Here is a 23,853-nt window from a genome sequence, read left to right as displayed (position 1 = left end):
ATAACTATACAATTTTGTTATATTTTAACATTAATTACATATTCATCCTATAGTTATTTTCATAAAATATAAAAGAGTCTCATTAAAAAATGAGACTCTTTTACCATTTCATATTTAAATCGTTTTTGAAGTTTGTTTACCAAAAATAAACACTTTAGTAAATACCATCATGATAACTACTATAGCCAGAAAATAAAGCGGCATCACCATTAACGAGCCCGTATGAAGCTGACTCATTCCCCAAATTGTCATCGTTACAATTACATAGTAGCCTAAGCTAAACAATGCTCCAGCTGTACCAATGACATCTTGAAAATCTACTAATGCTAAACTTAAACAGTTAGGCAATGCTACCCCAATTCCTAATAGCAATATAAACATCGCTACTAAAAATCCAATCATATATATTATGTTTGGATTTGATCCAAATGAATTAATAACAGTTAAGAAGATAGCTCCTCCTGTCATTACAAGACAACCGATATATATAATTTTCTCTGGTTTATAAGTAGCAAGTAACCGCTTTGAAACTTTCGCCCCAATAATAGAAGCGGAAGCAACAACAATTCCTAGAAATCCGTACATACTAGGCGATAACTGAAAGTATTCAATAAAGATAAACGGCGCTTCTGCATAGTAGCTAAATAAAACACCATTCGCTCCTCCAATTATTAACCCATATGTTACTACTTTCGGATTTGTAATCAACCGTTTTAATACAGAAAATACATTTATTTTATCCGTTACTGATTCCGTTTTTGTTTCCGGAAGAGAAACAAACGTATATAACAAAATCCCAACACTCATAACAACTAAACTTAAAAATACTATTTTAAATCCAAACATTTGATCAAGAAAGCCCCCAATTAGTGGACCTATCGCTGGTGTAAAAGCAATGACTGCCGAAATTTGAGCAAACATAACATGACGTTTATGCCCCTCTACACTTTCACGAAGAATCGTTTGTGTCACAACTGAACCAGCACTTGCTCCAAATGCTTGAATAAAACGACTAAACAATAAAAATTCAATAGAATTTGCAATATAGCATAAGAAACTTCCAGCGCCATATACTACAATTCCAAATAACATTGCTGGGCGACGACCAATTATATCTGATAACCATCCAATAAAAAATACACCTAAAGCAAATCCAGCAAAATAAACACTAAGCGTTAACTGTACCTCATTATTACTTACGTGCAACGCCTTTGAAATATCCGGTAAAGACGGTGTGTAAATTGTTTCACTAATTTGCGGAAATGCCACAAGAATAATCATTAACCAAAGTGATGGTACTGAGACTTTTTTCACTTTTAATACCCTCCTATAACTTTGAAAATCTCAGAAATGAATAGACTTTCCTTAGCTATGGAACAGGAGGGGCCATTATAGAAATTCGATCATAAAACAACAAAAAAAACACCTCAATTACGCATGTTAATACTTATAGGAGGGTAATATTAACATTGATTTTAAAATATAGTCTTTCAATTATATGATAGGTTGTGTTCATTTTCTAGTGTTCATAATCTGAATATTTGTTAGTAGACGAATATCCTTTCAATTCTCTCGGAAAATTAATACGATTTGAAAAGCGCAACTAAACAACTGAAACGCCCCTTCAATTGTTAAAATCATTCTCACAATTGAAGGGGCGTTTTTTTATTGCTACATTTTCACTGATTGTTCTTTTTGATAAATAATTTCACCATCAATAATTGTTATTTCTACTTTTAAATCTTTAATTTGGTTTGGATTGACACTTAAAATGCTGTCATTTAATATAACTAAATCCGCCAGTTTTCCGGCCTCTATGCTTCCTTTTATCTCTTCTTCAAAACTCGCATAAGCACCATTCCATGTGTATAGTTTAATAGCTTCCATTACGCTTATAGATTGATTAGCACCAACCTCTATTCCAGACTTAGTTTTTCTATTGACAGCAACATGAATTCCTAATAAAGGATTATAGTCAGTAACTGGTGCATCCGAACTACCTGCTGCAATGATGCCACGATCAATAAAATCACGAGCAGCGTACATGTGATTAACACGATCACCATAGTGCTCTACATATATCTCTCCGAATTCATATGGAAATGGAGGATTTGGAATAGGAATCATCTCGAGTTTTTTCATTCTCTCTTGTAAATCTGGTGAAGAAATTCCTGCATGCTCGATTCGATGACGGTGATTTTTTCTTGGTGATTCCTCTAGCGCCCTTTCTACACAATTCAAATACATTTCAATAGCTTTATCACCTTGTGCATGTACAGTGATTTGATAGCCTTTTTTATGCGCTTCACCTAAAACCTTATAGATTTCTTCCTCACTATAATAAAGAATGCCGTAATTGTTAGGGTCACTTGAATATGACTTACGGGTTGCAATTGTAGGCCCCGTGCTACTTCCATCTGTAAACAATTTAGCTGGTCCGATTTTGAATCTTTCATCTCCGGTACCAGTTACCACACCAGCTTCGACCATTTTATTAACAAATTCATGAGAGTTATTTATTTGACATATCATTGCATATATTCGGACACGAATATCCCTACTCTTCACAGCTCGTTGTAGTAAACGAAAACTCTCCGGTCCATCTCCACCTGCGTCATGTATACTTGTTATGCCAGCTGCAACGAAATGATCTGATGCAATTTTCACAGCCTTCATCATTTCACTTTCTGTATAACTTGCAACCTCGCTCATACTCATATTTGCTGCTTCAATTAACTTTCCTGTAAGCCTTCCTGCCTGATTCTTTTCAATAACTCCCCCACTCGTATCCGGTGTGTTCTCGTTAATTTGCGCAATTTCTAATGCTTTGCTATTCACCACGCTTATGTGGTGACAAGTACGAGTTATAATAATAGGATGTTCAACTGAAATTTCATCCAGCTCAGTAATTGTTGGATAACGCTTTTCCTCCACAGCGGTTTCATTAAAGCCCCAAGCACGTATCCATTCACCTTTTGGCGTTTCTAAGGCCTTCTTTTTCAGATCATCTAATAAAGCATCGATAGAATCAATATGTTCAGCTTTACAACTGACAGCCAACTGATTTAGTCCATGAGAAATGATGTGGAGATGGGAATCAATGAATCCAGGAAGAAGCGTTTTCCCTTGCAGGTCAATTACATCCGTGTTTTCTCCTATAAAACTCTTAACCTCCTGATTTGAGCCAACAACTACGATTTGATTATCTTTTATTGCGACAGCTTCGACTACTGCATTCTTTTGGTCTACTGTAATAACTTCTCCATTTATCAATACAACATCAGCTTTCATAAACTCAACCCTTTCGGAATTACTCTTTTCGAGTAATTCATTCAGTATTTAAAGTTACATCTCCTAATAGGCTCATCCGCTTTTTAACAAGATTTATCAATAATTAATTAAAGTTGAGCTAAACATTCTTTCATTGTTTTAACGATAAAAGTAAAGTCTTCCTCTGTGATGCTTAATGGAGGAGCAAGCTGTAAAATATTATTGTAACCTGCAACAGTGTCACCATTTTTACCAATAATTAGACCTTTTTCTTTACAAGCATTGATGACTTTGTTCATCTTTTCAATGGAAGCCGGTTCTTTTGTTTGCTTATCTTCCACTAGTTCAATGCCTAAAAGAAGGCCCTTTCCGCGAACATCCCCTACGTTTGGATGCTCTTTTACATCCTCTAGCTCATATAACAGTCGTTCACCCAATTCTTTGGAACGTTCAATGAGTTTCTCATTCTCCATAATTTCTAAATTCTTCAAAGCTAAAGCGCAAGCAGCAGGATTTCCTCCGAACGTATTTACATGGCGGAAGCGATCATAATCATCACTACCTACGAATGCCTCATAAACCTCTCGTCTAACTGCTGTTGCTGACAAAGGAAGATACGCACTTGTAATACCTTTTGCCATTGTTATGATATCTGGTTTGACGCCATAATTCATAAATCCAAACGGCTTCCCTGTTCGTCCAAATCCACATATAACTTCATCACAAATGAGCAACGCACCGTGCTTCTCGCAAATTTCTTTTACTTTTTCCATATATCCATCAGGAGGCATTAAAATTCCACCCCCAGTAATGATTGGCTCCATAATCACACCGGCTACTGTTTGGCTTAACTCCCATGTCATGACACGATCGATTTCCTCAGCACTTGCCAGTGTATGAACATCCTCTGGATTTCGATACGTATCAGGCGGTGCTACATGCAGGAATCCTTGCCCCAATGGTTCATATTTATACTTTCGCTGTGCTTGACCTGTTGCTGCAAGAGCTCTCATTGAGTTACCGTGATAAGCCCGGTAGCGTGAAATAAACTTATAGCGTCCATGATCACCTTTTTGTTGATGATATTGACGAGCAATTTTAAACGCTGTTTCATTCGCTTCCGATCCACTGTTAGAAAAGAAAATAACGTATTCATCATCAAGCCATTCATTCAATTTTTCTGCTAATTTAATAGCAGGAACATGACTTTGAGTCAGAGGGAAATACGGCATTTCTTCAAGCTGCTCAAACGCCGCTCTTGCAAGCTCTTTTCGGCCGTATCCAACATTCACACACCAAAGACCAGACATACCGTCTAAATAACGGTTTCCATCAATATCCGTCACCCATGCCCCTTCTGCTTTTGTGATAATTAAATTCGTTGGACTAGGGGCTGCTCCTCTCATCGCATGCCAAAGGTACTTTTCATCTGTTTTTTTCAAACTTTGTGTTTGTTCTGTCGCTTGCACAATCACCAGCTCCATTCTATCTTTTTATGGTTTTACATCACTCTTTCAATAACGAGCCGTAAGCATTTTCTTGCGAGTATAGAATTCTACGCCATCTTTTCCATTTGCATGGAGATCACCATAGAAAGATTTCTTATAACCTGAGAACGGGAAGAATGCCATTGGAGCAGGAACTCCAAGATTAACCCCAAGCATACCTGCATCAATTTCTTCACGGAATTCACGAATAGCTTTCGCGCTATTTGTGTACAGACATGCACCATTTGCGAATGGTGATGCATTAGCAACATGAATCGCTTCCATCAAGTCTTTTACGCGTACAATAGAAAGAACCGGTGCGAAAATTTCATCTTGCCAGATTTTCATTTCCTCTGTCACGTTATCAAAAATCGTTGGGCCAACAAAATAACCTTAGCTGTTTGCTACATCGTCTTCACGTCCGTCACGAATAAGTGTCGCTCCCTGCTCTACACCGGATTGAATGTATCCGAGTGTCCGCTCTTTATGTACTTCACGAATAACGGGACCAAGGAAAACACCTTCTTCCAGACCATTACCAATCGTAATTGCATTAGCCTCTTGAAGCAGTCTATTAACGAGCTCATCTGCAACGTCTTCTTCCACGACAACAACAGCCGCTGCCATGCATCGTTCACCAGCTGAACCGAAGGCAGCACTTGTAATTTCTTTCACTGTAGAACTAAGGTCCGCATCTTTTAATACGATCGAATGATTTTTTGCCCCTGCAAGAGCTTGTACACGTTTACCGTTAGCTGCTGCTGTTTTATATATATACTCAGCCACAGGTTGAGAACCAACGAAAGATACAGCTTTCACATCCTCATTGTCAAGAATGCCGTTAACGACGTCATGTGCACCATGCACAATATTTAGTACTCCATCTGGAAGACCTGCTTCTTTAAACAGTTCAGCTATGCGATTAGCCAATAGCGGTGTTCTTTCAGATGGTTTTAATACAAATGTATTCCCGCATGCAATCGCGAGTGGAAACATCCAGCATGGCACCATCATCGGAAAGTTAAATGGCGTTATTCCTGCGATTACTCCGATCGGATAACGATACATCCCTGATTCAACACCAGTAGCAATATCGGGAAGTTGCTCTCCCATCATTAAAGTGGGTGCGCCTGCGGCAAATTCAACACATTCAATCCCCCGCTGCACTTCACCGTATGCTTCCTTATAACTTTTTCCGTTTTCCAAGGTTACGAGTTTAGCTAACTCTTCCCAGTTTTCAATCAATAGCTGTTGATAGCGAAATAGAATCCGAGCACGCCGAGGCACAGCGACCTTTCTCCATGTTTTGAATGCTTCTTTCGCAGTTGCTACAGCTCTATCTAAATCTTCTTTAGTCGAAAGAGGCACACGAGCAATATTCTCTCCTGTTGCTGGATTTGGTACATCTTCAACTTGCTTACTTGTGGATTCTATCCATTGTCCGCCAATATAATTTTTCAACGTTTGTACATTTTTCATTACTACCATGGTGAAGCCTCCTATTTTAAGATAACCGTCCTATGTTATCGCCCCTAAAAAGAAAGCGCATTCATTTGACGGTATGTAAACTTATTTACATACATTTCTTCAACATTATTAATCTTATTCATTGAATACGCAGGAGCAGTCATCTGCTTAGCATTTGTCCACTCCCCAGTTCACATTATTTCAGATGGATCTCATGGTTCATCTTATAATTCTTTTTCAAAAATACTGGGCAATCCCATTCACAAACAAGGTCCTTAGCCAAGGAAACGATCCAGTCCTTTGTAATATGATACTTTTCCCCATCAACAGTAATAAACACTTCACCATCTGTCACATAGAAAACTTCCTGATCTTCTACATGCCACGTTCCTTTATTCGGTTCGCCTACCCACGGTTCCCATGCGTTGGCACCTAGTTGCTCTGCTTCTTCTGCTGTAAGTTTTTTCGCAAAAAACATGACAATCCTCTCTCTTTCGTATTGATAATTTTGAAGGAATAAGTCTATAAATCTACTGCCTTAACACTTGGATTTTTTAAACGTTTAAACTCTTTTTTCATAAAGTATATGGCAATGAGAACACCTGGAATTTCTGCAGCAGGAGCAGCGTACCATACACCTTCTACACCCCAGAATTTCGGGAAAATAAATAGAAACGGTAACATGAACAACAATATTTTGCTTACACTAATAAACGTTGCGGACCAGTTTCTCTCTTGCGATTCGAAATAACCGGAGATAAGCAGGCTAACTGCACTAAGCGTAAACAAACAATTGAATACAACTGTCGTCCAAATGCCCAGTTTTTGCAATTCAGGATTACCACCGGAAAAAAATGACACAATTGGATCTGCAAAAATGACTAGTATGGCTGTCACGATTACAAAGAAGGAAACTGTAAAAATGAGTCCCATCTTAATTGCTTGTTTCACACGATCAAGGTTGCCCGCACCGTAATTATAACTAATAATCGGTTGAAGCCCTGTCATCCCACCAAGCGCTGCTAAGGCGAGGAGATTTGTAATATAACCGTTTTGAATCGTGAAAGCTGCAACGTGTAGACCACCACCGTAGCTTTGCAGTAAGTTGTTGGTGAAAATAATTGCAATAAACATCATGAACTGACTCGAGAAAGATGCAAAGCCCGTCCAAACCACTTCACCAATCTTCTTGAGATTAATCATCATATCTTTCATTTTTGGCTTAAGTTTTGTTTTACCAAACCAGAAATAAAAGATTAGGAGAACAGGAATCGATTGCGAAATCGTATTAGCCCATGAAGAACCCATCATCCCCATGTCATACTTCACTACCATAATCCATTCCATAGTCCCAGCAACAACCGCTGCGACTAACCAACTGTTCATTGATAATATAGGCTTTTCATCGATATTAGCTAAAATACTTAATACAACGGCCAATATCGTTAATGGCAACGAAATCCATAGCAGTCGGCTATATTGCACCGCATACGGAAGTGCTTCATCACTTGCTCCGAATAAAATCATAATATCATTTTCAAAGACCAACCCAAGTATAGCTAACAAAGAAGATAGGAAAAGAGTAAACCATAAAGTTTGTCCCATAATACTTCTAGCTTCTTCGATTTTCCCTTTCCCCAGTCGAAGTGAAATGACCGCTCCGGCTCCCACACCTAAAAGAACACCAATCATACGGGTAATAACCATGACCGTAAATCCAATTCCGATCCCTTCGACTTCCAGCTCCTGAAAGCCACTGACGAAATAGCCATCAACAACCGATACAACTCCTAAAATTACGTTAGCCATAATTCCCGCCAAAGCAAACCGTAAATATAGTAACGGAATACTTTTGGTTCCTAGCACTGAATCATCCACCGGCTTATTCATTACTTCTGGTTGCTCTATTTTTGATGACGGACCGTTGTCCACTATTTTCATGAGCATATCCCCTTATAAATAATTTATATAGCACGTTTTGCTCAATTAATTCGCATACCACCCTACCGGATTTGCATGCTGGTGGATATTGATTTGCTTCGTTTCCATAAAGTGCTCCAGTCCGGCAACACCTAACGCTCTGCCGATGCCACTTTGCTTATACCCTCCCCAAGGACCTTCCACATAAGCGAGATGATAACTATTAATCCAAGTAATTCCCGCACGCAATTTACTAATGACACGTTTTGCCAGGTCCATATCTTCCGTAAATACAGCACCGGCTAATCCATAAATAGAATCATTCGCTTTTTGGATGGCATCTTCCTCATCTTTAAATTTCTGTACAACAAGGACTGGGCCAAAAATCTCTTCCTTCACAATACACATATTCTCATTTACATCAGCAAAGATTGTTGGTGCAATGAAAAACCCTCGATCGAGCCCATTTTCTGTTAAGCGCTTACCACCACAAACTAATTTTGCACCTTCTTCGATTCCTCTCTGAATATAATGTAAAACTTCATTCATATGAGACTCGTTTGTAAGCGCTCCCATTTCAATATTCTCACTTTCCCCGTTGCCAACTACAATTTTGTTCGCACGCTCGGCCAATCTTTCAACAAACTTATCATAAATAGTCTCTTGTACAAGTAAACGAGATGCAGCTGAACAAACTTGCCCAGCGTTGTGGAAAATACCAAACATCGCATTATCAACTGCGGTTTCAAAATCCACATCGTCGAACACAATAAGTGGAGATTTACCACCTAGTTCAAGTGTGATTTTTTTCATATTGCCTGCAGCTGCGCGCATAATACTTTGACCTGTTTTTGTTCCACCAGTAAAGGCAATTTTGTCAACATCATGGCTCTCTGCAAGCTCATTCCCAACCTTTGAACCAGGTCCCAATACTAAGTTTGCTACTCCATCCGGAAGTCCAACCTCTTCGATAATTTCAAATAATTTGAATACGCTTACAGGAGTGACGTCAGCAGGCTTAATTACAATTGTATTCCCTGCGGCAAGTGCAGGAGCAATTTGCCAAACAGCTAACATAAGCGGGAAATTCCAAGGTACAATAAGTCCACAAACACCAATCGGTTCATGAATAATAATCGTTTCTGAAGCATCATCACGAGTGTAAGATTCCTTTTTCATACCTTTAATCAAGTCAGCATAATAGCGGAAGCATTGAATCGATACAGGAATATCTACATAGGTTGTTGCACGGATAACCTTACCGTTATTTGCAGTTTCCAAACGGGCAATTTCAGCTGTATTCTCTTCAAGACGGTCTGCAATCTTATATAGATAGTCAGCTCTTTCATCAGCCGATAAATCCGACCAGATCCCGCTATCAAACGCTTTACGAGCCGCCTTAATTGCTATCTTCGCATCATCTGCTGATCCATGAGCAGACGTTGCGATAACCTCTTCGGTTGCAGGATTGATAATGTTTCGTCTAGCACCCGATAATGCTTCTACCCATTTCCCGTCAATGAACATGTTAATTTTCATAAACACCTCTCCTTTACGCGATAATATCTACCAGTTTGAAACCAATATGTGCTATATTGACCAGCATCGTTTTCTGATTATAGAATGGGAATGATTTAAGGCGTTCTTTTTCAAATCGATATCCACCTGCACTCCCCGTAACGATCCATTGTGCCAATAACTTACCAAACAATGTCGAGAGAGACGCGCCATGTCCCGTATAACCCGTTGCAAAATATGCGCCTTCTTTGGATCTACCGATAACCGGGAACGTATCAATTGTAACCCCGATAAATCCACCCCACCTGTAATCAATCTTGCTTCCTTCTAGTTTTGGCATTATTTTAACCATGGCATCGTAAACATTTTGATAAACAGCATCACCTAAGTTTGGACGAATATCGCCACCGCCAAATATGATCCGATTATCTGGTGTACGCCTGAAATAGTAAAGGAAACTGCTTGTATCAAAAACCATGCGATCTTTAGGAATGACGCTATTCACCAATGATTCTGGAAGCTGTTCAGTACCAATAATACGTGCCGAAATTGGCAGTACGCCTTTATTCAATTCAGCCATAATTTTTCCGGAGTAACCATCTGTAGCCACAATAATGTCTTTCGCTGTAACAGTACCTTTTTCTGTAATAACTTTCACACTATTTCGGCCGTACTCAATAGATAGTGCTTTCGAATGCTCAAAGATTTTTGCACCGATCGATTTAGCTGCTTCTCCCAAACCAATTGCATAGTTCCGTGGTTGGAACGAGTAACTCGAGTCGTCGACTAAGCAACCATAATATTGCGGGGAATCAATTTCTTGATGCAACTGACTTCGATTAAGCACGCTACAGTCATATCCAAAATTTTTGTTTAAGTATTCACTTTCAAGTTTCAACCCTTCAAAATGCTTGGCTTTGTAAGCCGCCACAATGTGACCTGTCTTTCTGAAGTTACAGTTGATTTGATGCTCGTCAATAATGTTTTTAACTAATTCAACACTAAGCAGAGAAAGATCGTTAAGCTGCCTCGCCTCTTCGGCACCATACTTCTTGGCAAGCTCCTGCATCGTTGACTTATAGCCTGGCAATACCATCCCGCCGTTGCGACCGCTTGCGCCATATCCGATTGTTTCCTGCTCAAGGACAATGACACTCTTCCCTAACTTTTGCAAATGATATGCAGAAGAGAGACCTGTGAAACCTGCGCCAATAATGACAACATCCGCCTCTTCATTTCCTTCAAGAGGTTTTCCTTTGTCATATCTGTTTGCAGTCGCTGTCCATAGTGAGAGTGTATCCATATGATCCATCTTATCCATAGCTAATCCTTCTCCCTTCGTGACATGTATGTTACAATACAGTCAAAAATATTCTTAATATTCAAACTTATTGAGTTAATAATATGACTTAGAGTTTCCTCCAAGTCAATAGCTATTTGAGAGTTTTTTGAATTCATTTTGCGAAAAAAGTGGAGTAACTCCACTTTTTTCATTGGGGGGTACATCTATGAAAATTGGTACATTTGCGAAGCTTTTTCATGTTACGACTGATACCGTTCGTTATTACATTGAACTAGGATTATTAATACCAGACAAAAAAAACACTCAGTATCAAATGAACCAATTGTGTTTCGACGACATGGCTTTTATTACTGAGCTGAAAAAATTTCATTTTTCATTGATAGAAATCCAACGAATTTTATCATATCGACGTGTCACAAACTTCTCGGACCATGAGGATATCGACTACTACAACAACTCGCTCATTGATAAAAAGGACGAGCTAACCAAGAAAAAAGAAGACATATCAAAAGCTATCCAATTGATTGAAAAAGCGGTTCAAACTAGCTCGCCTTCATCCAAAGAAGAAAGTATTACAGGAATCCCGCTTGACTTTGTAAATTTTCTCTATTGTCCAAAATGCCGCATTCCACTTGAAATGAAAGATGTAACGATTAAAAAAGTCTACATTCACACGGGGAGTTTAACTTGTAGCTGTGGATACGAAGCAGCTATCGAGGAGGGTATTATCATTACCGCGAACTTGTACGAGACGTCTCCTTATCCATCTTATTTTTACGATAAAGAAACGATTAAAGAGATCAATCCCAAAATGATTAACTTATTTGAAAAAAGTAATTTTCGATTTCAAAAAGTTCTACAAAATATAGATTTGAAAAACAAATTAATTGTGGAAACAAACGTTGATGCTTTTGTATCACTACCTAAATATATCGATGTTCTTGAACCAAGCGCAAACTATGTATTCAGTGGCTATTCGCTTGCAATGCTCAAGAAGGTGAGAAATAGAATTGAGCGTGTGAATCCGAAGCCACGCGTCCTTTATATTTTGAATTCCGATTTAAATCTACCATTGAAACCGCTTAGCATCGATGTTTTTGTGGATAGTTTTACAATAACTGATTTTTCACTGCTCAACCCAGAGTTCCCAAGTCATGTTCTTAAAAACTATTTACATAACAGTTCAACAATTGTCGGTGGATACTCGTATTATGATAACTCGGCCAAATCCTTGAAAAATATTTCAGCCTTATATCCAAATTCCCATGAGCATATTTTACATCCAAAATACTTAGAAGAAAATTTATCAGTTAACGGATTTCAAATCATGCAAAATGAAAATATCGGTTACTGTACAGATCCAGGACCTTATTTCGATTATCATGTAAGAGACGAAAAATTCCACATGCTCATGTATTTGGCTAATACGAAACAATAGCACAAAAAGCGCCATCACAAGTGACGGCGCTTTTTCTATGTAAGAGCTACTAGAAGGTACCCTTCTAGCCTACTCCCATTTATAAGTCCAAAACTGTTCAAGTTGCAGCCATTTTAATGTTGCTGCGTCTTTGTTTTTTATTTTTGCATGCGTTTCTTCTAGCATCGCTTCCGTTTGTGAACGATGCGCGCCTAGTGCAGCTAATTTATGTTCAAATACTTCACTAATATTATTTACAACATCCGGTTCACCGAGTACTGCTTCGCGATTTCTCGTAATCGCAACCGCATGAATGGCTGGACGTTCTTCTTTAGGCATACGTGATACAGCGCGAACTACAGCGCGGCCAAATGCATCATGATCCGGATGTACGCCGTGTTCTGGATAAAATGTAATAATTCGAGATGGATTTACTTCTTGAATAATCGCTTCGATTTTATCGGCAACAAAATCAACATCTTCAAATTCTAACGTTTTATCATGGAAACCGAGCATTCTTAAATCTTGAATCCCCATCGCTTCACATGCATCTTTTAATTCTTTTTCACGTATATTTGGAATCGTTTCACGGTTAGCGAATACGTTTTTCCCCATGTTACGTCCCATTTGTCCAAGAGTACCACATGCGTACGTTACAGGTACTCCTTGATCTGTTAATAAGCGAATTGTTCCTCCCGCAGCAAATGCTTCATCATCTGGATGCGGAAATACAACAAGTACATGTCTCTCCATAAGTTTCCCTCCTTCTTACTTAAATGGCGTTAAGCTTAGCTCAAGCGCTACCGCTAAGCGGCCTTGGTTATCATGCCCTGCTAGTAATAAACGCTCTTTATCGTCTACTTCCCAGTGCGTAATGCCTTCTGCATATACCCAGCCATGATCCATTTTCAAACCAACTCGGTATGGGTTTGTTCCAGTTATTTTCCCACGCTCAAAGCGAATAATTGCATTTCGAATGAATGCTCCTACTGTCATCATCTTTTCATTAAAGTGTGACGCATACGCTCCATTCGTCGTTTCTAAATGAATATATACATCTTTATTTACAAAACGTTCAATTTCATTTTGAATAAGAGAACTATCTTTTACTATTTCCATCGGAATTCACCTCTTTAAACCATTTTACGCAAAAATAATGTAAATTGCTATCTCTATATTAGAGGACAACGCCCACTTTTCCTAATAATTTGCACTGTGTTTTTTATATTTTTTATATGATATGTAAAAATCACATTTTTTCCTTCACTTTGTTAAATAGTTTTCTTTCTTTTTTGAATTTGCTACAATATATTTTATCCCGTATTAATACAGCGAGATACATTTCGACAATTGAATACATACTTTAAAGAAGGTGACATGATTGGAACAATCAGCACATGAAGTAGCAAATTGGCAATATTATTTTACAATTGCCGTATTTTTAGTCACGTACGGTTTTATTATTTCTGAGAAATTGAATCGTGCTGTAATCGCACTATTCGGTGCTGCTATTATGATTATTTTTGGAATTGTAGATTTACATACTGCTTTCACATCGCATATTCAATGGGAAACGATTACCCTTTTAATTGGGATGATGATTCTCGTACATATTACGAGTCAATCAGGCGTATTTGAATTTGTAGCCATAAAAGCAGCAAAAGCAGCTGGCGGAAAACCAATCCGCATTTTATTATTACTATCCCTATTAACTGCTGTCGGTTCTGCATTTTTGGACAACGTAACAACCGTATTATTAATCGTACCTGTTACACTATCCATTACACGTATTTTAAAAGTAAATCCTGTTCCTTATTTAATTTCAGAAGTACTATTTTCAAATATAGGCGGAACAGCAACATTAATTGGTGACCCGCCGAACATTATGATTGGATCAGCTAATAAGCATTTAGACTTTAATGCCTTTTTACTAAACTTAGCTCCAATCGTAATCATTATTTCTATCGTTACACTTGGCATTATTTACTTCATGTATCGCAACAAACTAAAAACAACGCCTGAGCAAATCGAAAAGCTAATGGCATTAAATGAAAAAGATTATATTAAAGATCAGAGCCTCCTTTTAAAATCCATTACGATTTTAGGACTAACTATTTTAGGCTTTGTACTTCATTCTATTATTCATGTAGACGCTGCCGTTATTGCGATGACAGGTGCTACACTTCTTATGTTAATCGGTGTGAAAGAACATGATATTGAAGATGTATTTGCCCACGTTGAATGGGTAACAATTTTCTTCTTCGCTGGACTATTCGTTCTCGTTGGCGGATTAATTGATATCGGACTTATTTCTTCACTCGCAAAAGAAGTACTCGACGTAACAAATGGCGATATCGGTTTCGCTGCTATACTTATCTTATGGGTATCTGGCATCGCATCTGCGACAATTGATAACATCCCATTTGTCGCAACGATGATTCCACTTATTCAAGATTTAGCTACAGGACTCGGACTATCTGTCGATTCTCCGCAAATTGAAGTACTATGGTGGGCGTTATCACTTGGAGCTTGCCTAGGAGGCAACGGAACATTAATTGGAGCATCAGCAAACGTAGTCGTTGCTGGTATTGCAAAACGTGAAGGACATGGGTTCTCTTATATGGACTTCTTAAAAATCGGTTTCCCCTTAACGATCATTGCGCTATTGTTATCACATGCTTACATTTATTTACGTTATTTAATGTAGAAGTTGTATTGCATGAAATTATGTCGTCAAATAAAAAAGGTTTGCAGCACTATGCTACAAACCTTTTTTCATCACCAAAATATACCTATAATTGCTAATCCACCTAAAATCATACCACCAATTTGTCCGATGATTGTTGGTGATAGTTGAACACCTTTTCTCACTTCAACAACTGGTCTTTCGTGCCTTAGTTGCTGCACTTCACTTTGAAGTTGATGTACACTTCCGTGTAGTTCTTTAATTAGTTCTTTTAATTCAGCGACCTCTTCATTTACTGGCTTACTTTTTTCTAAGTTCATCTCGCATAACTCCTTATAAATTCAATCAGTTCACTGTAAATTTTCGCCAATTATCGTTATATCTCCTGCATACTACATATATAATATGGAATGTACCTTTATTAACAAGACCCTTTTAAGAACAATTTTAGATATTTTAGAAAGACAACTTTCATTAGTCCTATATATATATATATATAGGACTAATATATTCAACAATTCTATTCTTTATAGTTTCTTTTTCATACAAAAAGCTTCACTAAAATTTAGCAGGTGTACCTTGATGAAAATACATTTGCCATCTTCCTTCTCTAAATTTCCATATCGAACTACGTAACGAGTGTTGATTATTCATTTCATTGAATATTTGATAAGTAGTTAATGCTACATCTTTGGATAATGGATGTACTTCAAAATCACTCAAAGTCATTTTTACCACACCAATTCCATTTTTATCGATATCCTCATTTTTATATAAAACTTTACCAGAACTCCCAAACTCAAAAAAATCAGCGGCAAGTATCTTTTTAAGCTCCTTTTGAGATGTGCGAACCCCTGGTTTAAGTAATCGTTCCTCTAGCTGATATAAACACTCTCTTAATGAAGATAAACCTTCCATTAGTACACTCCTCCGCTCATCATTACCCAAATATTACAACTTTTCACTCTACACTACACAATTATTCTGTATGTTTTTGCTAGTTCTGCAGCTCTATCCATTCATCACGCAATATCCCCATAATCATACGATCAAAACACTTTCCATCTCTTTGAACTGCTTCCCTCATACATCCTTCCATCTGAAATCCCATCTTTTTATACAGTACAATGGCTGCTTTATTATAAGAAATAACATCGAGACCGACGCGGTGTAGATTCATTTCATAGAACGCATACTTTAAAATAAGATGCACTGCTTCTCTCCCAAACCCTTTTCCTCTATCATTTGCCTCTCCTATACCAATTGCTAATAGACCTGTTCTGTTATTCCACTCTATGCCGTGAATTGCAACAAAACCAATTAAGCGATCATCTTGAACTGTTCTTAACATGAAAGAAACACTATTCGATCTCCGTCCCTTTAATAGCCCATCACTCGCTATTTCATGTAACGATTGCGGGAATGCCAAGTCTTTATCTACATTTCTTAAGTACTCACTATCCTCTTGCCACATAGCCATTACTTCAGCATCTGCTTCTCTAATAGCTGATAACTTAATAGTTTTATTTTGAAAAAGATTCATCGTCATCTAAAACTCCCCCTTTTTTAAATAGCGGGGACAATAATTCTAGCCTATTTATCCCGCATTAACGGGCAGTAAGACTCCCACCTCAAAATTCAGCTGGAGCGAAGAAGTTAGGTGGGAGATCAACTGCCCGTAAACGCCCGATTGGTGAAGGCTAATAATCAGTGGGGGATGAACAAAACCCCCACTGATTAAAGTTTCACTTTATCCCCTTGTTCCATAAACTGTTTTTTTAACGGGATACTTACAATAAGCGCTGACATTGGCACATCTCCCTTGCATTGAATTAACTTCATTGTATAATTTTTCATTTATTCTAACAATAACAACAATAAAAAGACCCTCCAAATTTAGAGGGCCTTTCCTAATAGCAAAACTGTATTATTTCGTAAACATTTTCTCTGCTTCATCCATTGCCATTTTGTTACCTAAAGCAGAATAGTCAAGCCATGGTTGATCATTAATAATGTATACGTGCTTACCTTTAACAGCTTTTAAGTCTTTCCAAATTGGTGTTTCTTGCAGTTGTTTAAATGCTGCTTTTGCTTTATCGTCTCTGTTTACGACAACGAAAATAGCATCCGCATCAAAGTCAGGTAATACTTCTTGTGAAATTACTTCGAAAGGACGGTTTCCATCAATTTTCTCTACACCATTTGCAGGTTGTAATCCTAAGTCTTGGAATAGAATTGGTCCCATCGGTCTTTTCGTACTAAATACACGTAATTCTTTTGCAGTAACGCGAATTGCCATTACTTTTTCGTTATTACCTAACTCTTTATCTATTAAACTTTTTACTCGTTTTGATTGTTCTTCATAGTCTTGAATATATTTATCTGCTTCTTTCTCACGGTTTACAAGTTTACCTACTTCTTTTAAATGATCTCTCCACGTACCTTCATCTAAATTAAAAGTATGTGTTTTTGCAATTTTTTCGTATTTCGTTAAATCTTTGCCAGCATATTTTTCATCCACATAAATTTCAGATGGCTTTAATTGTAGTAATGCTTCCATATTCGGATCTGTTACAACGCCCAGTTTCTTCGTATCTTTCAACTGTTCTTTCACGTGAGGTAAGAAATCTTTTAAATCTCCACCAATTACAGAACCTACCGGTGTAATTCCTAATGCAAGTAAGTTATTCGTTAAATGAATAGACATAGAAGCAATTTTTGGATCATTACTTTTTTCAGTTTTTTTAGTTGCCTCTTCACTAGATTTCGTTTGACCACATGCTGATAATACTAAAATAAACATAATGCTAAATAAAATAGTAAGTTTCTTTTTCATATGTTCTCCTCTTTGAAGTATTTATTTTGTTTTTGTAAGTAAATAAAGAAAATATGGCGCACCTAAAGCCGCTACTACTACGCCAGCTGGAATAGAGTTTGGCTCAAATAAAGATCGCCCTATCGTATCCGCGAGTACTAAAATAATCATTCCAATTATGCCAGCTAACGGAAGGAAATGTTGATATGTACTACCTACTAACTTTCTTGCGATATGCGGAGAAACTAAGCCGATAAAGCCAATTCCCCCTGCCATTGATACACTTGCACAAGACAATCCTACCGCTGTAGCTAAAAGCAGTAACCGTTCTTTTTGAACAGATACACCAAGTCCTGCTGCTACACTATCACCTAGTGACAGTGCATTTAACGTTTTGGATTTCAGCCATGCGTACGGAGTTAGTATCAAAATCCAAGGTAATAACGCTAGGACATGAATCCAATCTCTTCCCCACACGTTACCAACTAACCACCTAGAAGCGAATGTATACGTCTCATCATTTAACTTGAGCGAGAAAAATAACGAAAGTGCACTAAAACCAGCTGAAACTGCAATACCAACAAGAATAAGTCTAATGGGAAGTAAACCTTTCGACCGATCACTCGCAAGCAAAACAATAAGAAATGCAGCTAACACTCCTCCGCCAAATGTAAATAACGGTATTAAAATCGATGCACTCTCGTTAATAGAATGAAAGAAAGTAACAAATACAATAAGCCCGAAAGATGCACCCGAGTGTAATCCAAGAATACCAGGATCTGCGAGAGCATTCCGAGATAATCCTTGCAAAATCGCACCGGAAACCCCAAGGCCAATACCTGCTAACATTGTAATTATAATTCTTGGCATACGATAATCGTATAGCACGGTTGCACTCTCAAAATCACCATAGCCAAAAAGCGTTTGAATTACTTTGAATGGTGCAATACTCAGTGTACCTGTATTTAAGCTAATCAAAACTACAGCAATACTTATACATCCGAAAATTGTAGTTACAGTAATAGCCCTCTTTTTATCCTTGTTAAAAAGATTCTTCACTTATAGCTCACTCCCAACTTTACGTGCTATATAGAGGAAGAACGGCACTCCAACAAGAGCTACCATAATCCCTATCGCAAGTTCTTTAGGAGGATTTACTGTTCTTGCCCCTAAATCAGCTAAAACTAATAACATAGCTCCTAATAATGCTGACATAGGAATACTAAGCCGATAATTAACACCTACTAATTTTCTAGCGATGTGCGGAATGACAAGTCCTACAAATCCAATGGAACCAACAGCTGAAACAGACACACCTGCAAGAATGACTACTATAATCATCCCAAGTATTCTCGTTCGGCTCGTTTTTACACCTAAATTCGTAGCAACGTCATCCCCCATTGATATGAGGGAAATAGATCGCCCTAGCACTGTCGCAAAAACAATTGTTATGAGAATAATAGGCACTAAAAATTTCAAGTGTTCCCACTTAACCCCCGCAACACCACCAGCATACCAAAATGCTAAATCTTGGCTTAAGTCATAATAAATCGCGACACCTGAACTTAACGAATGTAAAAGCGCGGCCATAACTGCCCCTGCAATCGTTAACCTCATCGGCGTTAGCCCGCCTGATGTTGCTGATCCAATAATAAAAATGAGTACTGTACTTAAAACTGCTCCAATAAAGGAGACAATCATTAAATAGGAATACGGCATATGCGGGAAAAAAGCAAAACTAAGTGCTACTACAAACATCGCACCTGCATTTATTCCGAGTACACCTGCATCAGCTAAAGGATTTCGTGTTACCCCTTGCATAACAGCTCCAGCGACTGCAAAAGCAGCTCCTACAACTGCTGCGCCAATTACCCTTGGGAGCCTTAATTCATAAATAATTTGATGCTGTGTTAATTTCGGATTATAATCAAAAACCGCTGCCCACACAGTTTGCAAATGGATATCCTTTGCACCAAATGCAACGGCTAAAAATATAGCTCCAATTAAACATATAATTGTTAAGCTCATGAAACATATGAACTTAATATGTATCCAGCGATTATTGCCAGCATGTACAGTAGACTTATGTAACATGTTTCATTTCATCCTTTATATTCAGTTCTTTTTTATAATTATTTTTTATTTATAATCATTATTGATAATAATTATCATTTTCATTTAGATATTATATCCCCACTTTTTTTAAATAGCAAACTATTTTTTTACTTTGTTAAACTATCAAAATACTTATTACAATTCCCTTCTAAAACTTCCAAATACATGCAAAATGACGTACTGTTTTATTTTCAAATTTGTAGTATACTAAGTTATTATTTTGATTTTTCAAATAATAATCCTGAAGGTGAAAACATGTTTTATGTAAAACAACTACTCTATTTTACTTATGAACAAGCATTATCCTGTTTGTTCCCTGTCGTTATTTTTTTAACACTTGCTCTTTCAAAAATCATTTCGATTCCAGGGCTGTACCGATATGATTTCATACTCATCGTATGCCTTCTTATGCAGTGGATTATGTACAAGACTAGTATTGAAACGAAAGACGAACTAAAAGTAATTACTGTCTTCCACCTCATCGGCCTTTTACTAGAAATATATAAAGTACATTTCGGTTCATGGAGTTATCCTGAAGAGGCGTATTCAAAAGTTTTCGGAGTTCCGCTTTACAGCGGTTTTATGTATGCGAGTGTCGCAAGTTACATATGCCAAGCGTGGAGAAGATTGCATTTACAAATGCATCATTGGCCGAAAGCTATTTTTGCAATACCTCTAGGAGCAATGATTTACTTTAATTTTTTTACACATCATTTTCTATATGACTTTAGATGGGTATTAACTTTAATTTTATTCATTGTTTTCTTTCGCACATTTGTGGAATTTTCATTACGAGGCGTTACATATAAAATGCCGCTCGTACTCTCATTTTTCCTTATCGGATTCTTTATTTGGATTGCAGAAAACATCGCTACCTTCTTCGGAGCATGGCAATATCCAAATCAACGGGAAACATGGAGCCTCGTTCACTTAAGCAAAATTAGCTCATGGTTTTTACTCGTTGTTATTAGCATTATGATTGTTACACAACTCAAACATTTGAAGCAGTCGAAAAGATAATGCCGATTATGTAAAAACAGTTTAAAAACAGTTAGCCCATCACTCATTAGAGAGTGATAGGCCTTTTTTAATAATATTTTTTAAACCGTCCTCATCAAAGGCATTATAGGTTCATCATAATTTACGAGAGCATAAGCAGTTGCACATTATGAACTAGTACTAGCAGAAGAGGTTGCTGCAGATGAAGCGGCAATCGTTGCTATCATAGCTGCCTGTTGTGCTTGTATGAGGACTTCTATCATTGTTTGTAAACCTGTGTTGGTAGCTTTACTTTCCTCACCTTTCTGACTTACGAACAGTTGAATAGCAATAAGAATATTCGTATCTGTATGCCAACGGAATAATTTCTCCCCCTGCAATTTTTCAATGAATGCTCGAATAGAATGAATCTCTTTTTCTCCATCCTCAAGTAACGCTAGTAGCCCGATAGCTGGATAATGCATCTGTTTCACTTTTACCTTTTCTTGTTTTAACAACTTCCAAATGCTTGTACATGTTGCAACTAACATTTCTTCATGGACATCCTTCTTTAGTGAGAGGATATGACTTAAAAACTGAAGATCATTCCCTTTACGCAAACCAGCTTTCGCTAGTTTCTGATACAGACGTTCCACTCGGTCCATAAGTGTTTCTACATTCTCTGATTGTCCTGCTAGTAAAACCGCGAGCGGATAATCATTTGTACCTGTAAGAAAGAGATGATCCTTTTTCATGCGTTTATATACTTGTATCGAACGCTGAATGTGCGTGCCATGCTGTTCATTTTCTTCTGTTAAAAGCACAGCTGCTGCGAGATAAGTAAATATACTCCGGCTAAAGCCACCAGCGACCAATTGTTCATATAAATCTAAAAACCTCTGAAAAGCTTCCTTGTAATCTGTAAAGTGAATATCTAATGTTGCGGACACCACAAAGCGATGATAAGACTTTAAGTATGAAAACATCCCTACCTGATTCTTAATATAACTACTAATTTCTAAAAAACGTCCGAGATCAAACAGTTTATCACTACCTGCATACATAGCAGCAATCATCATACCTGTTCGAGAATCACTCGTTTTCCATTTTAGTTCTCCCTTTAACTGTGCATATGTATGTGTGTATTGCTCCAACTTTTGTTCCAATGTAATCATAGTATTCCCCCATTTTCTAGTTCCTCTCTTTTATTATACGTATATTCCATATTTAGGAATACCCTATTTCATACAGATTTTGCAACCTTATACTTTCTTCTGTATTATTTTCAATATTTTTCTATTAAGTAATACAAAAAAAATAATAACTACCATAAAACTTAGGATGTTTCTTTATCCTAATTGGTTGGTTTTCTTTCCTTCTTCATCAGCATCACGATGATTAGCGTTCATAATCCTTAATCCTTCAAGAAGTTCAACAACAAAAAAGATAGATAATAAATTATCTACCCTTTTTTGTCTATATATTATTTAACATTACCAAAAACTAAAGAGCCTTAATAATACGTTCCATCGCCTTCATTTGCCCAATATGGTCTGCTTCATGATAAAGCATCATACCGTAAAGCTCTCCAACTGTTTCCAACCCTAAAAATGGCTCTGGAAGTTTATTTTCAAATGCTTCTGCTGGAATTTCTTGAATGCGCTTCGCTTGTTCTTTTAATTGAACCGTTAACACTTCTAATGACGGTCCTTCTGTTTTCCATTTAGATGGTCTTGAACCATATCCAAACATACCTGGATATTCAGTTGGTAATTGTTTAAATTCTCTTCCAAACATGAAAGTTTCTGCCGCCGTTAACACGTGACCGATATGCCAGCGAATTGTATTGTTAAAGCCCTCCGGCTGCGTATCCGCAGTTTTGTCATCTAACGTTTCCATAAATTGAAGTAATGCCCCACGCGTTATTTCAAATTGTTTTAAACCAATTATTCTATTCATTTTATCGTCTCCTTTTTTATGTACAATTTATTATGAACTAAGGATGTTAAATTTATTAAAGTTTCACCTTGTTTAATCTATCAGAAACAATTAAGAAAAACATCTAATATGCTTAGTAAAAATAATAAAAGGTTCACCCCTCGTAAATATAGAATTACTTACTACACAAATAGTTTAGTAAATAAAAGAGGAGTGTAGTTGCATGTTACATGTTTTAAAACAGCAATATAATCTTATTAGCTCTACAAGAGAAACTCTATTTTCGTTTTTAGAAGAAATCCCACGAGAAAAATTGCACAGCACGGTTCCTAATTTCGGAAGTGGCAGCATTTTAAAAACCCATATTCATGTAGCTGATTGCTACCGATACTGGCTTGGATCATTCGCATTCAAGCAAAAACGAGCAGATTTTTCATTCGCTAGTGATTATGAAATTGAGCATGCAAATGTCGAGAAAGCTCGTGCTAGATTTAAGTTAGTCGATGAGGTTGTAATGCGTTTTTTAGATGAATACAATGACCGTTGGCTCGAAAATATAGCAAATGAAGTGAAATGGCAAAAAGAACCTTGGAGCACAACTCCTCTATGGCTTTTAACTCATGCGGAAACACATGAATTTCATCATAAAGGTCAAATTGTATCAATGGCTCGTCACCTCGGATACACTCCTCCTGACACAGACCTTAGTTAGTTAATTACTGCAACTGAACTTAATAAAGTGAAACTTTAATCAGTGAGGGCTTTGTTCGTCCTCCACTGATTATTAGCCTTCACCAATCGGGCGTTTACGGGCAGTTGATCTCCCACCTAACTTCTTTGCTCCAGCCAAATTTTAAGGTGGGAGTCTTACTGCCCACAAATAGCGGGATAAACACAAAAAGAAAGAGCCCGTTTTGATTAATCTATTTCAAAACATGC

General features: G+C 37.4%; 20 protein-coding genes and 2 pseudogenes. 4 read left to right on the top strand and 18 right to left on the bottom strand.

Annotation, left to right across the window (positions count from 1 at the left end):
• Positions 1-114 precede the first annotated feature (114 nt).
• The 8 genes and pseudogenes from BG05_RS14495 to BG05_RS14460 all read right to left on the bottom strand — a co-directional run bounded on the left by BG05_RS14495 (position 115) and on the right by BG05_RS14460 (position 10,983).
• Entirely contained in the window at positions 115-1,314 is a 1,200-nt protein-coding gene (locus BG05_RS14495; protein WP_002167896.1) for a multidrug effflux MFS transporter, read from the bottom strand.
• Positions 1,315-1,671: 357 nt separating this feature from the next.
• On the bottom strand, positions 1,672-3,291 hold the full coding sequence (locus BG05_RS14490; RefSeq protein WP_002185265.1) for an amidohydrolase: 1,620 nt from the start codon (positions 3,289-3,291) through the stop codon (positions 1,672-1,674).
• A gap of 107 nt (positions 3,292-3,398) precedes the next feature.
• Complete coding sequence (locus BG05_RS14485; RefSeq protein WP_162484063.1) at positions 3,399-4,754, bottom strand: aspartate aminotransferase family protein; 1,356 nt, start codon at positions 4,752-4,754, stop codon at positions 3,399-3,401.
• A 30-nt stretch (positions 4,755-4,784) separates the two neighbouring features.
• A pseudogene (locus tag BG05_RS14480) lies at positions 4,785-6,245 on the bottom strand (CoA-acylating methylmalonate-semialdehyde dehydrogenase).
• 175 nt (positions 6,246-6,420) lie between these two features.
• On the bottom strand, positions 6,421-6,702 hold the full coding sequence (locus BG05_RS14475) for a cupin domain-containing protein (RefSeq protein ID WP_002128394.1): 282 nt from the start codon (positions 6,700-6,702) through the stop codon (positions 6,421-6,423).
• A gap of 44 nt (positions 6,703-6,746) precedes the next feature.
• Positions 6,747-8,165, bottom strand: coding sequence for an MATE family efflux transporter (locus tag BG05_RS14470; protein WP_002128395.1), 1,419 nt, complete (start codon positions 8,163-8,165; stop codon positions 6,747-6,749).
• Between the two features lie 45 nt (positions 8,166-8,210).
• Positions 8,211-9,683 carry an aldehyde dehydrogenase family protein gene (locus tag BG05_RS14465; protein WP_002128396.1) on the bottom strand — a complete coding sequence of 491 codons (1,473 nt, stop codon included), beginning with the start codon at positions 9,681-9,683 and terminating at the stop codon, positions 8,211-8,213.
• Between the two features lie 13 nt (positions 9,684-9,696).
• Positions 9,697-10,983, bottom strand: a complete 1,287-nt coding sequence (locus BG05_RS14460; protein ID WP_003190632.1) for an NAD(P)/FAD-dependent oxidoreductase — start codon at positions 10,981-10,983, stop codon at positions 9,697-9,699.
• A 187-nt stretch (positions 10,984-11,170) separates the two neighbouring features.
• Here BG05_RS14460 and BG05_RS14455 point away from each other — a divergent pair, with 187 nt between their 5' ends.
• Positions 11,171-12,403, top strand: a complete 1,233-nt coding sequence (locus tag BG05_RS14455) for a MerR family transcriptional regulator (RefSeq protein ID WP_002185253.1) — start codon at positions 11,171-11,173, stop codon at positions 12,401-12,403.
• A gap of 69 nt (positions 12,404-12,472) precedes the next feature.
• On the opposite strand, the gene bshB2 is transcribed toward BG05_RS14455, so the two are convergent.
• Together bshB2 and BG05_RS14445 are read right to left on the bottom strand one after the other, a co-directional pair.
• On the bottom strand, positions 12,473-13,135 hold the full coding sequence (gene bshB2, locus BG05_RS14450; RefSeq protein ID WP_000439465.1) for a bacillithiol biosynthesis deacetylase BshB2: 663 nt from the start codon (positions 13,133-13,135) through the stop codon (positions 12,473-12,475).
• A gap of 15 nt (positions 13,136-13,150) precedes the next feature.
• The gene (locus BG05_RS14445) at positions 13,151-13,501 is read right to left on the bottom strand and encodes a YojF family protein (RefSeq protein ID WP_000407039.1); all 351 of its coding nucleotides are present in this window, start codon (positions 13,499-13,501) and stop codon (positions 13,151-13,153) included.
• A gap of 262 nt (positions 13,502-13,763) precedes the next feature.
• On the opposite strand from BG05_RS14445, the gene BG05_RS14440 reads away from it, so the two are divergent.
• The gene (locus BG05_RS14440) at positions 13,764-15,089 is read left to right on the top strand and encodes an ArsB/NhaD family transporter (RefSeq protein ID WP_002014220.1); all 1,326 of its coding nucleotides are present in this window, start codon (positions 13,764-13,766) and stop codon (positions 15,087-15,089) included.
• 71 nt (positions 15,090-15,160) lie between these two features.
• Here the strand turns inward: BG05_RS14440 and BG05_RS14435 are convergent, their stop codons facing one another.
• From BG05_RS14435 to BG05_RS14410, 6 genes are all read right to left on the bottom strand, one after another.
• Positions 15,161-15,388 (bottom strand): coiled-coil domain-containing protein, encoded by a 228-nt coding sequence (locus BG05_RS14435; RefSeq protein ID WP_002033458.1) that lies wholly within the window; start codon positions 15,386-15,388, stop codon positions 15,161-15,163.
• 238 nt (positions 15,389-15,626) lie between these two features.
• The gene (locus tag BG05_RS14430; protein WP_002128400.1) at positions 15,627-15,986 is read right to left on the bottom strand and encodes a nuclear transport factor 2 family protein; all 360 of its coding nucleotides are present in this window, start codon (positions 15,984-15,986) and stop codon (positions 15,627-15,629) included.
• Positions 15,987-16,065: 79 nt separating this feature from the next.
• Positions 16,066-16,617, bottom strand: coding sequence for a GNAT family N-acetyltransferase (locus BG05_RS14425; RefSeq protein ID WP_003190645.1), 552 nt, complete (start codon positions 16,615-16,617; stop codon positions 16,066-16,068).
• Positions 16,618-16,995: 378 nt separating this feature from the next.
• Positions 16,996-17,904, bottom strand: coding sequence for an iron-hydroxamate ABC transporter substrate-binding protein (locus BG05_RS14420; protein WP_002185251.1), 909 nt, complete (start codon positions 17,902-17,904; stop codon positions 16,996-16,998).
• A 21-nt stretch (positions 17,905-17,925) separates the two neighbouring features.
• Entirely contained in the window at positions 17,926-18,942 is a 1,017-nt protein-coding gene (locus tag BG05_RS14415; RefSeq protein WP_002185250.1) for a FecCD family ABC transporter permease, read from the bottom strand.
• Positions 18,943-19,977, bottom strand: a complete 1,035-nt coding sequence (locus tag BG05_RS14410; protein ID WP_002185249.1) for a FecCD family ABC transporter permease — start codon at positions 19,975-19,977, stop codon at positions 18,943-18,945.
• 276 nt (positions 19,978-20,253) lie between these two features.
• Here BG05_RS14410 and BG05_RS14405 point away from each other — a divergent pair, with 276 nt between their 5' ends.
• Positions 20,254-21,018: a DUF817 domain-containing protein gene (locus BG05_RS14405; protein WP_002185248.1), complete on the top strand. Its 765-nt coding sequence runs from the start codon at positions 20,254-20,256 to the stop codon at positions 21,016-21,018.
• Positions 21,019-21,164: 146 nt separating this feature from the next.
• Here the strand turns inward: BG05_RS14405 and BG05_RS14400 are convergent.
• Together BG05_RS14400 and BG05_RS14395 are read right to left on the bottom strand one after the other, a co-directional pair.
• Positions 21,165-22,201, bottom strand: a pseudogene (locus BG05_RS14400) (DUF4003 domain-containing protein).
• Between the two features lie 278 nt (positions 22,202-22,479).
• Complete coding sequence (locus BG05_RS14395) at positions 22,480-22,935, bottom strand: DinB family protein (RefSeq protein ID WP_002014205.1); 456 nt, start codon at positions 22,933-22,935, stop codon at positions 22,480-22,482.
• Positions 22,936-23,137: 202 nt separating this feature from the next.
• Between BG05_RS14395 and BG05_RS14390 the strand changes: the two genes are divergently transcribed.
• The gene (locus BG05_RS14390; RefSeq protein ID WP_002185246.1) at positions 23,138-23,626 is read left to right on the top strand and encodes a DinB family protein; all 489 of its coding nucleotides are present in this window, start codon (positions 23,138-23,140) and stop codon (positions 23,624-23,626) included.
• Positions 23,627-23,853 lie beyond the last annotated feature (227 nt).

Origin of the sequence: Bacillus mycoides, from assembly GCF_000832605.1 — a bacterium.
Lineage (GTDB): Bacteria > Bacillota > Bacilli > Bacillales > Bacillaceae_G > Bacillus_A > Bacillus_A mycoides.
The sequence above is the reverse complement of the archived record's forward strand: the minus strand, read 5'-3'. Positions and strand labels throughout refer to the sequence as shown.

Excerpts from the sequence above, each read along its gene's own strand:
- BG05_RS14490 (WP_002185265.1), bottom strand. The coding sequence starts at position 3,291 with ATGAAAGCTGATGTTGTATTGATAAATGGAGAAGTTATTACAGTAGAC.
- BG05_RS14485 (WP_162484063.1), bottom strand. The coding sequence starts at position 4,754 with ATGGAGCTGGTGATTGTGCAAGCGACAGAACAAACACAAAGTTTGAAA.
- BG05_RS14475 (WP_002128394.1), bottom strand. The coding sequence starts at position 6,702 with ATGTTTTTTGCGAAAAAACTTACAGCAGAAGAAGCAGAGCAACTAGGT.
- BG05_RS14470 (WP_002128395.1), bottom strand. The coding sequence starts at position 8,165 with ATGAAAATAGTGGACAACGGTCCGTCATCAAAAATAGAGCAACCAGAA.
- BG05_RS14465 (WP_002128396.1), bottom strand. The coding sequence starts at position 9,683 with ATGAAAATTAACATGTTCATTGACGGGAAATGGGTAGAAGCATTATCG.
- BG05_RS14460 (WP_003190632.1), bottom strand. The coding sequence starts at position 10,983 with ATGGATAAGATGGATCATATGGATACACTCTCACTATGGACAGCGACT.
- BG05_RS14455 (WP_002185253.1), top strand. The coding sequence starts at position 11,171 with ATGAAAATTGGTACATTTGCGAAGCTTTTTCATGTTACGACTGATACC.
- bshB2 (WP_000439465.1), bottom strand. The coding sequence starts at position 13,135 with ATGGAGAGACATGTACTTGTTGTATTTCCGCATCCAGATGATGAAGCA.
- BG05_RS14445 (WP_000407039.1), bottom strand. The coding sequence starts at position 13,501 with ATGGAAATAGTAAAAGATAGTTCTCTTATTCAAAATGAAATTGAACGT.
- BG05_RS14435 (WP_002033458.1), bottom strand. The coding sequence starts at position 15,388 with ATGAACTTAGAAAAAAGTAAGCCAGTAAATGAAGAGGTCGCTGAATTA.
- BG05_RS14430 (WP_002128400.1), bottom strand. The coding sequence starts at position 15,986 with ATGGAAGGTTTATCTTCATTAAGAGAGTGTTTATATCAGCTAGAGGAA.
- BG05_RS14425 (WP_003190645.1), bottom strand. The coding sequence starts at position 16,617 with ATGACGATGAATCTTTTTCAAAATAAAACTATTAAGTTATCAGCTATT.
- BG05_RS14420 (WP_002185251.1), bottom strand. The coding sequence starts at position 17,904 with ATGAAAAAGAAACTTACTATTTTATTTAGCATTATGTTTATTTTAGTA.
- BG05_RS14410 (WP_002185249.1), bottom strand. The coding sequence starts at position 19,977 with ATGTTACATAAGTCTACTGTACATGCTGGCAATAATCGCTGGATACAT.
- BG05_RS14405 (WP_002185248.1), top strand. The coding sequence starts at position 20,254 with ATGTTTTATGTAAAACAACTACTCTATTTTACTTATGAACAAGCATTA.
- BG05_RS14395 (WP_002014205.1), bottom strand. The coding sequence starts at position 22,935 with ATGAATAGAATAATTGGTTTAAAACAATTTGAAATAACGCGTGGGGCA.
- BG05_RS14390 (WP_002185246.1), top strand. The coding sequence starts at position 23,138 with ATGTTACATGTTTTAAAACAGCAATATAATCTTATTAGCTCTACAAGA.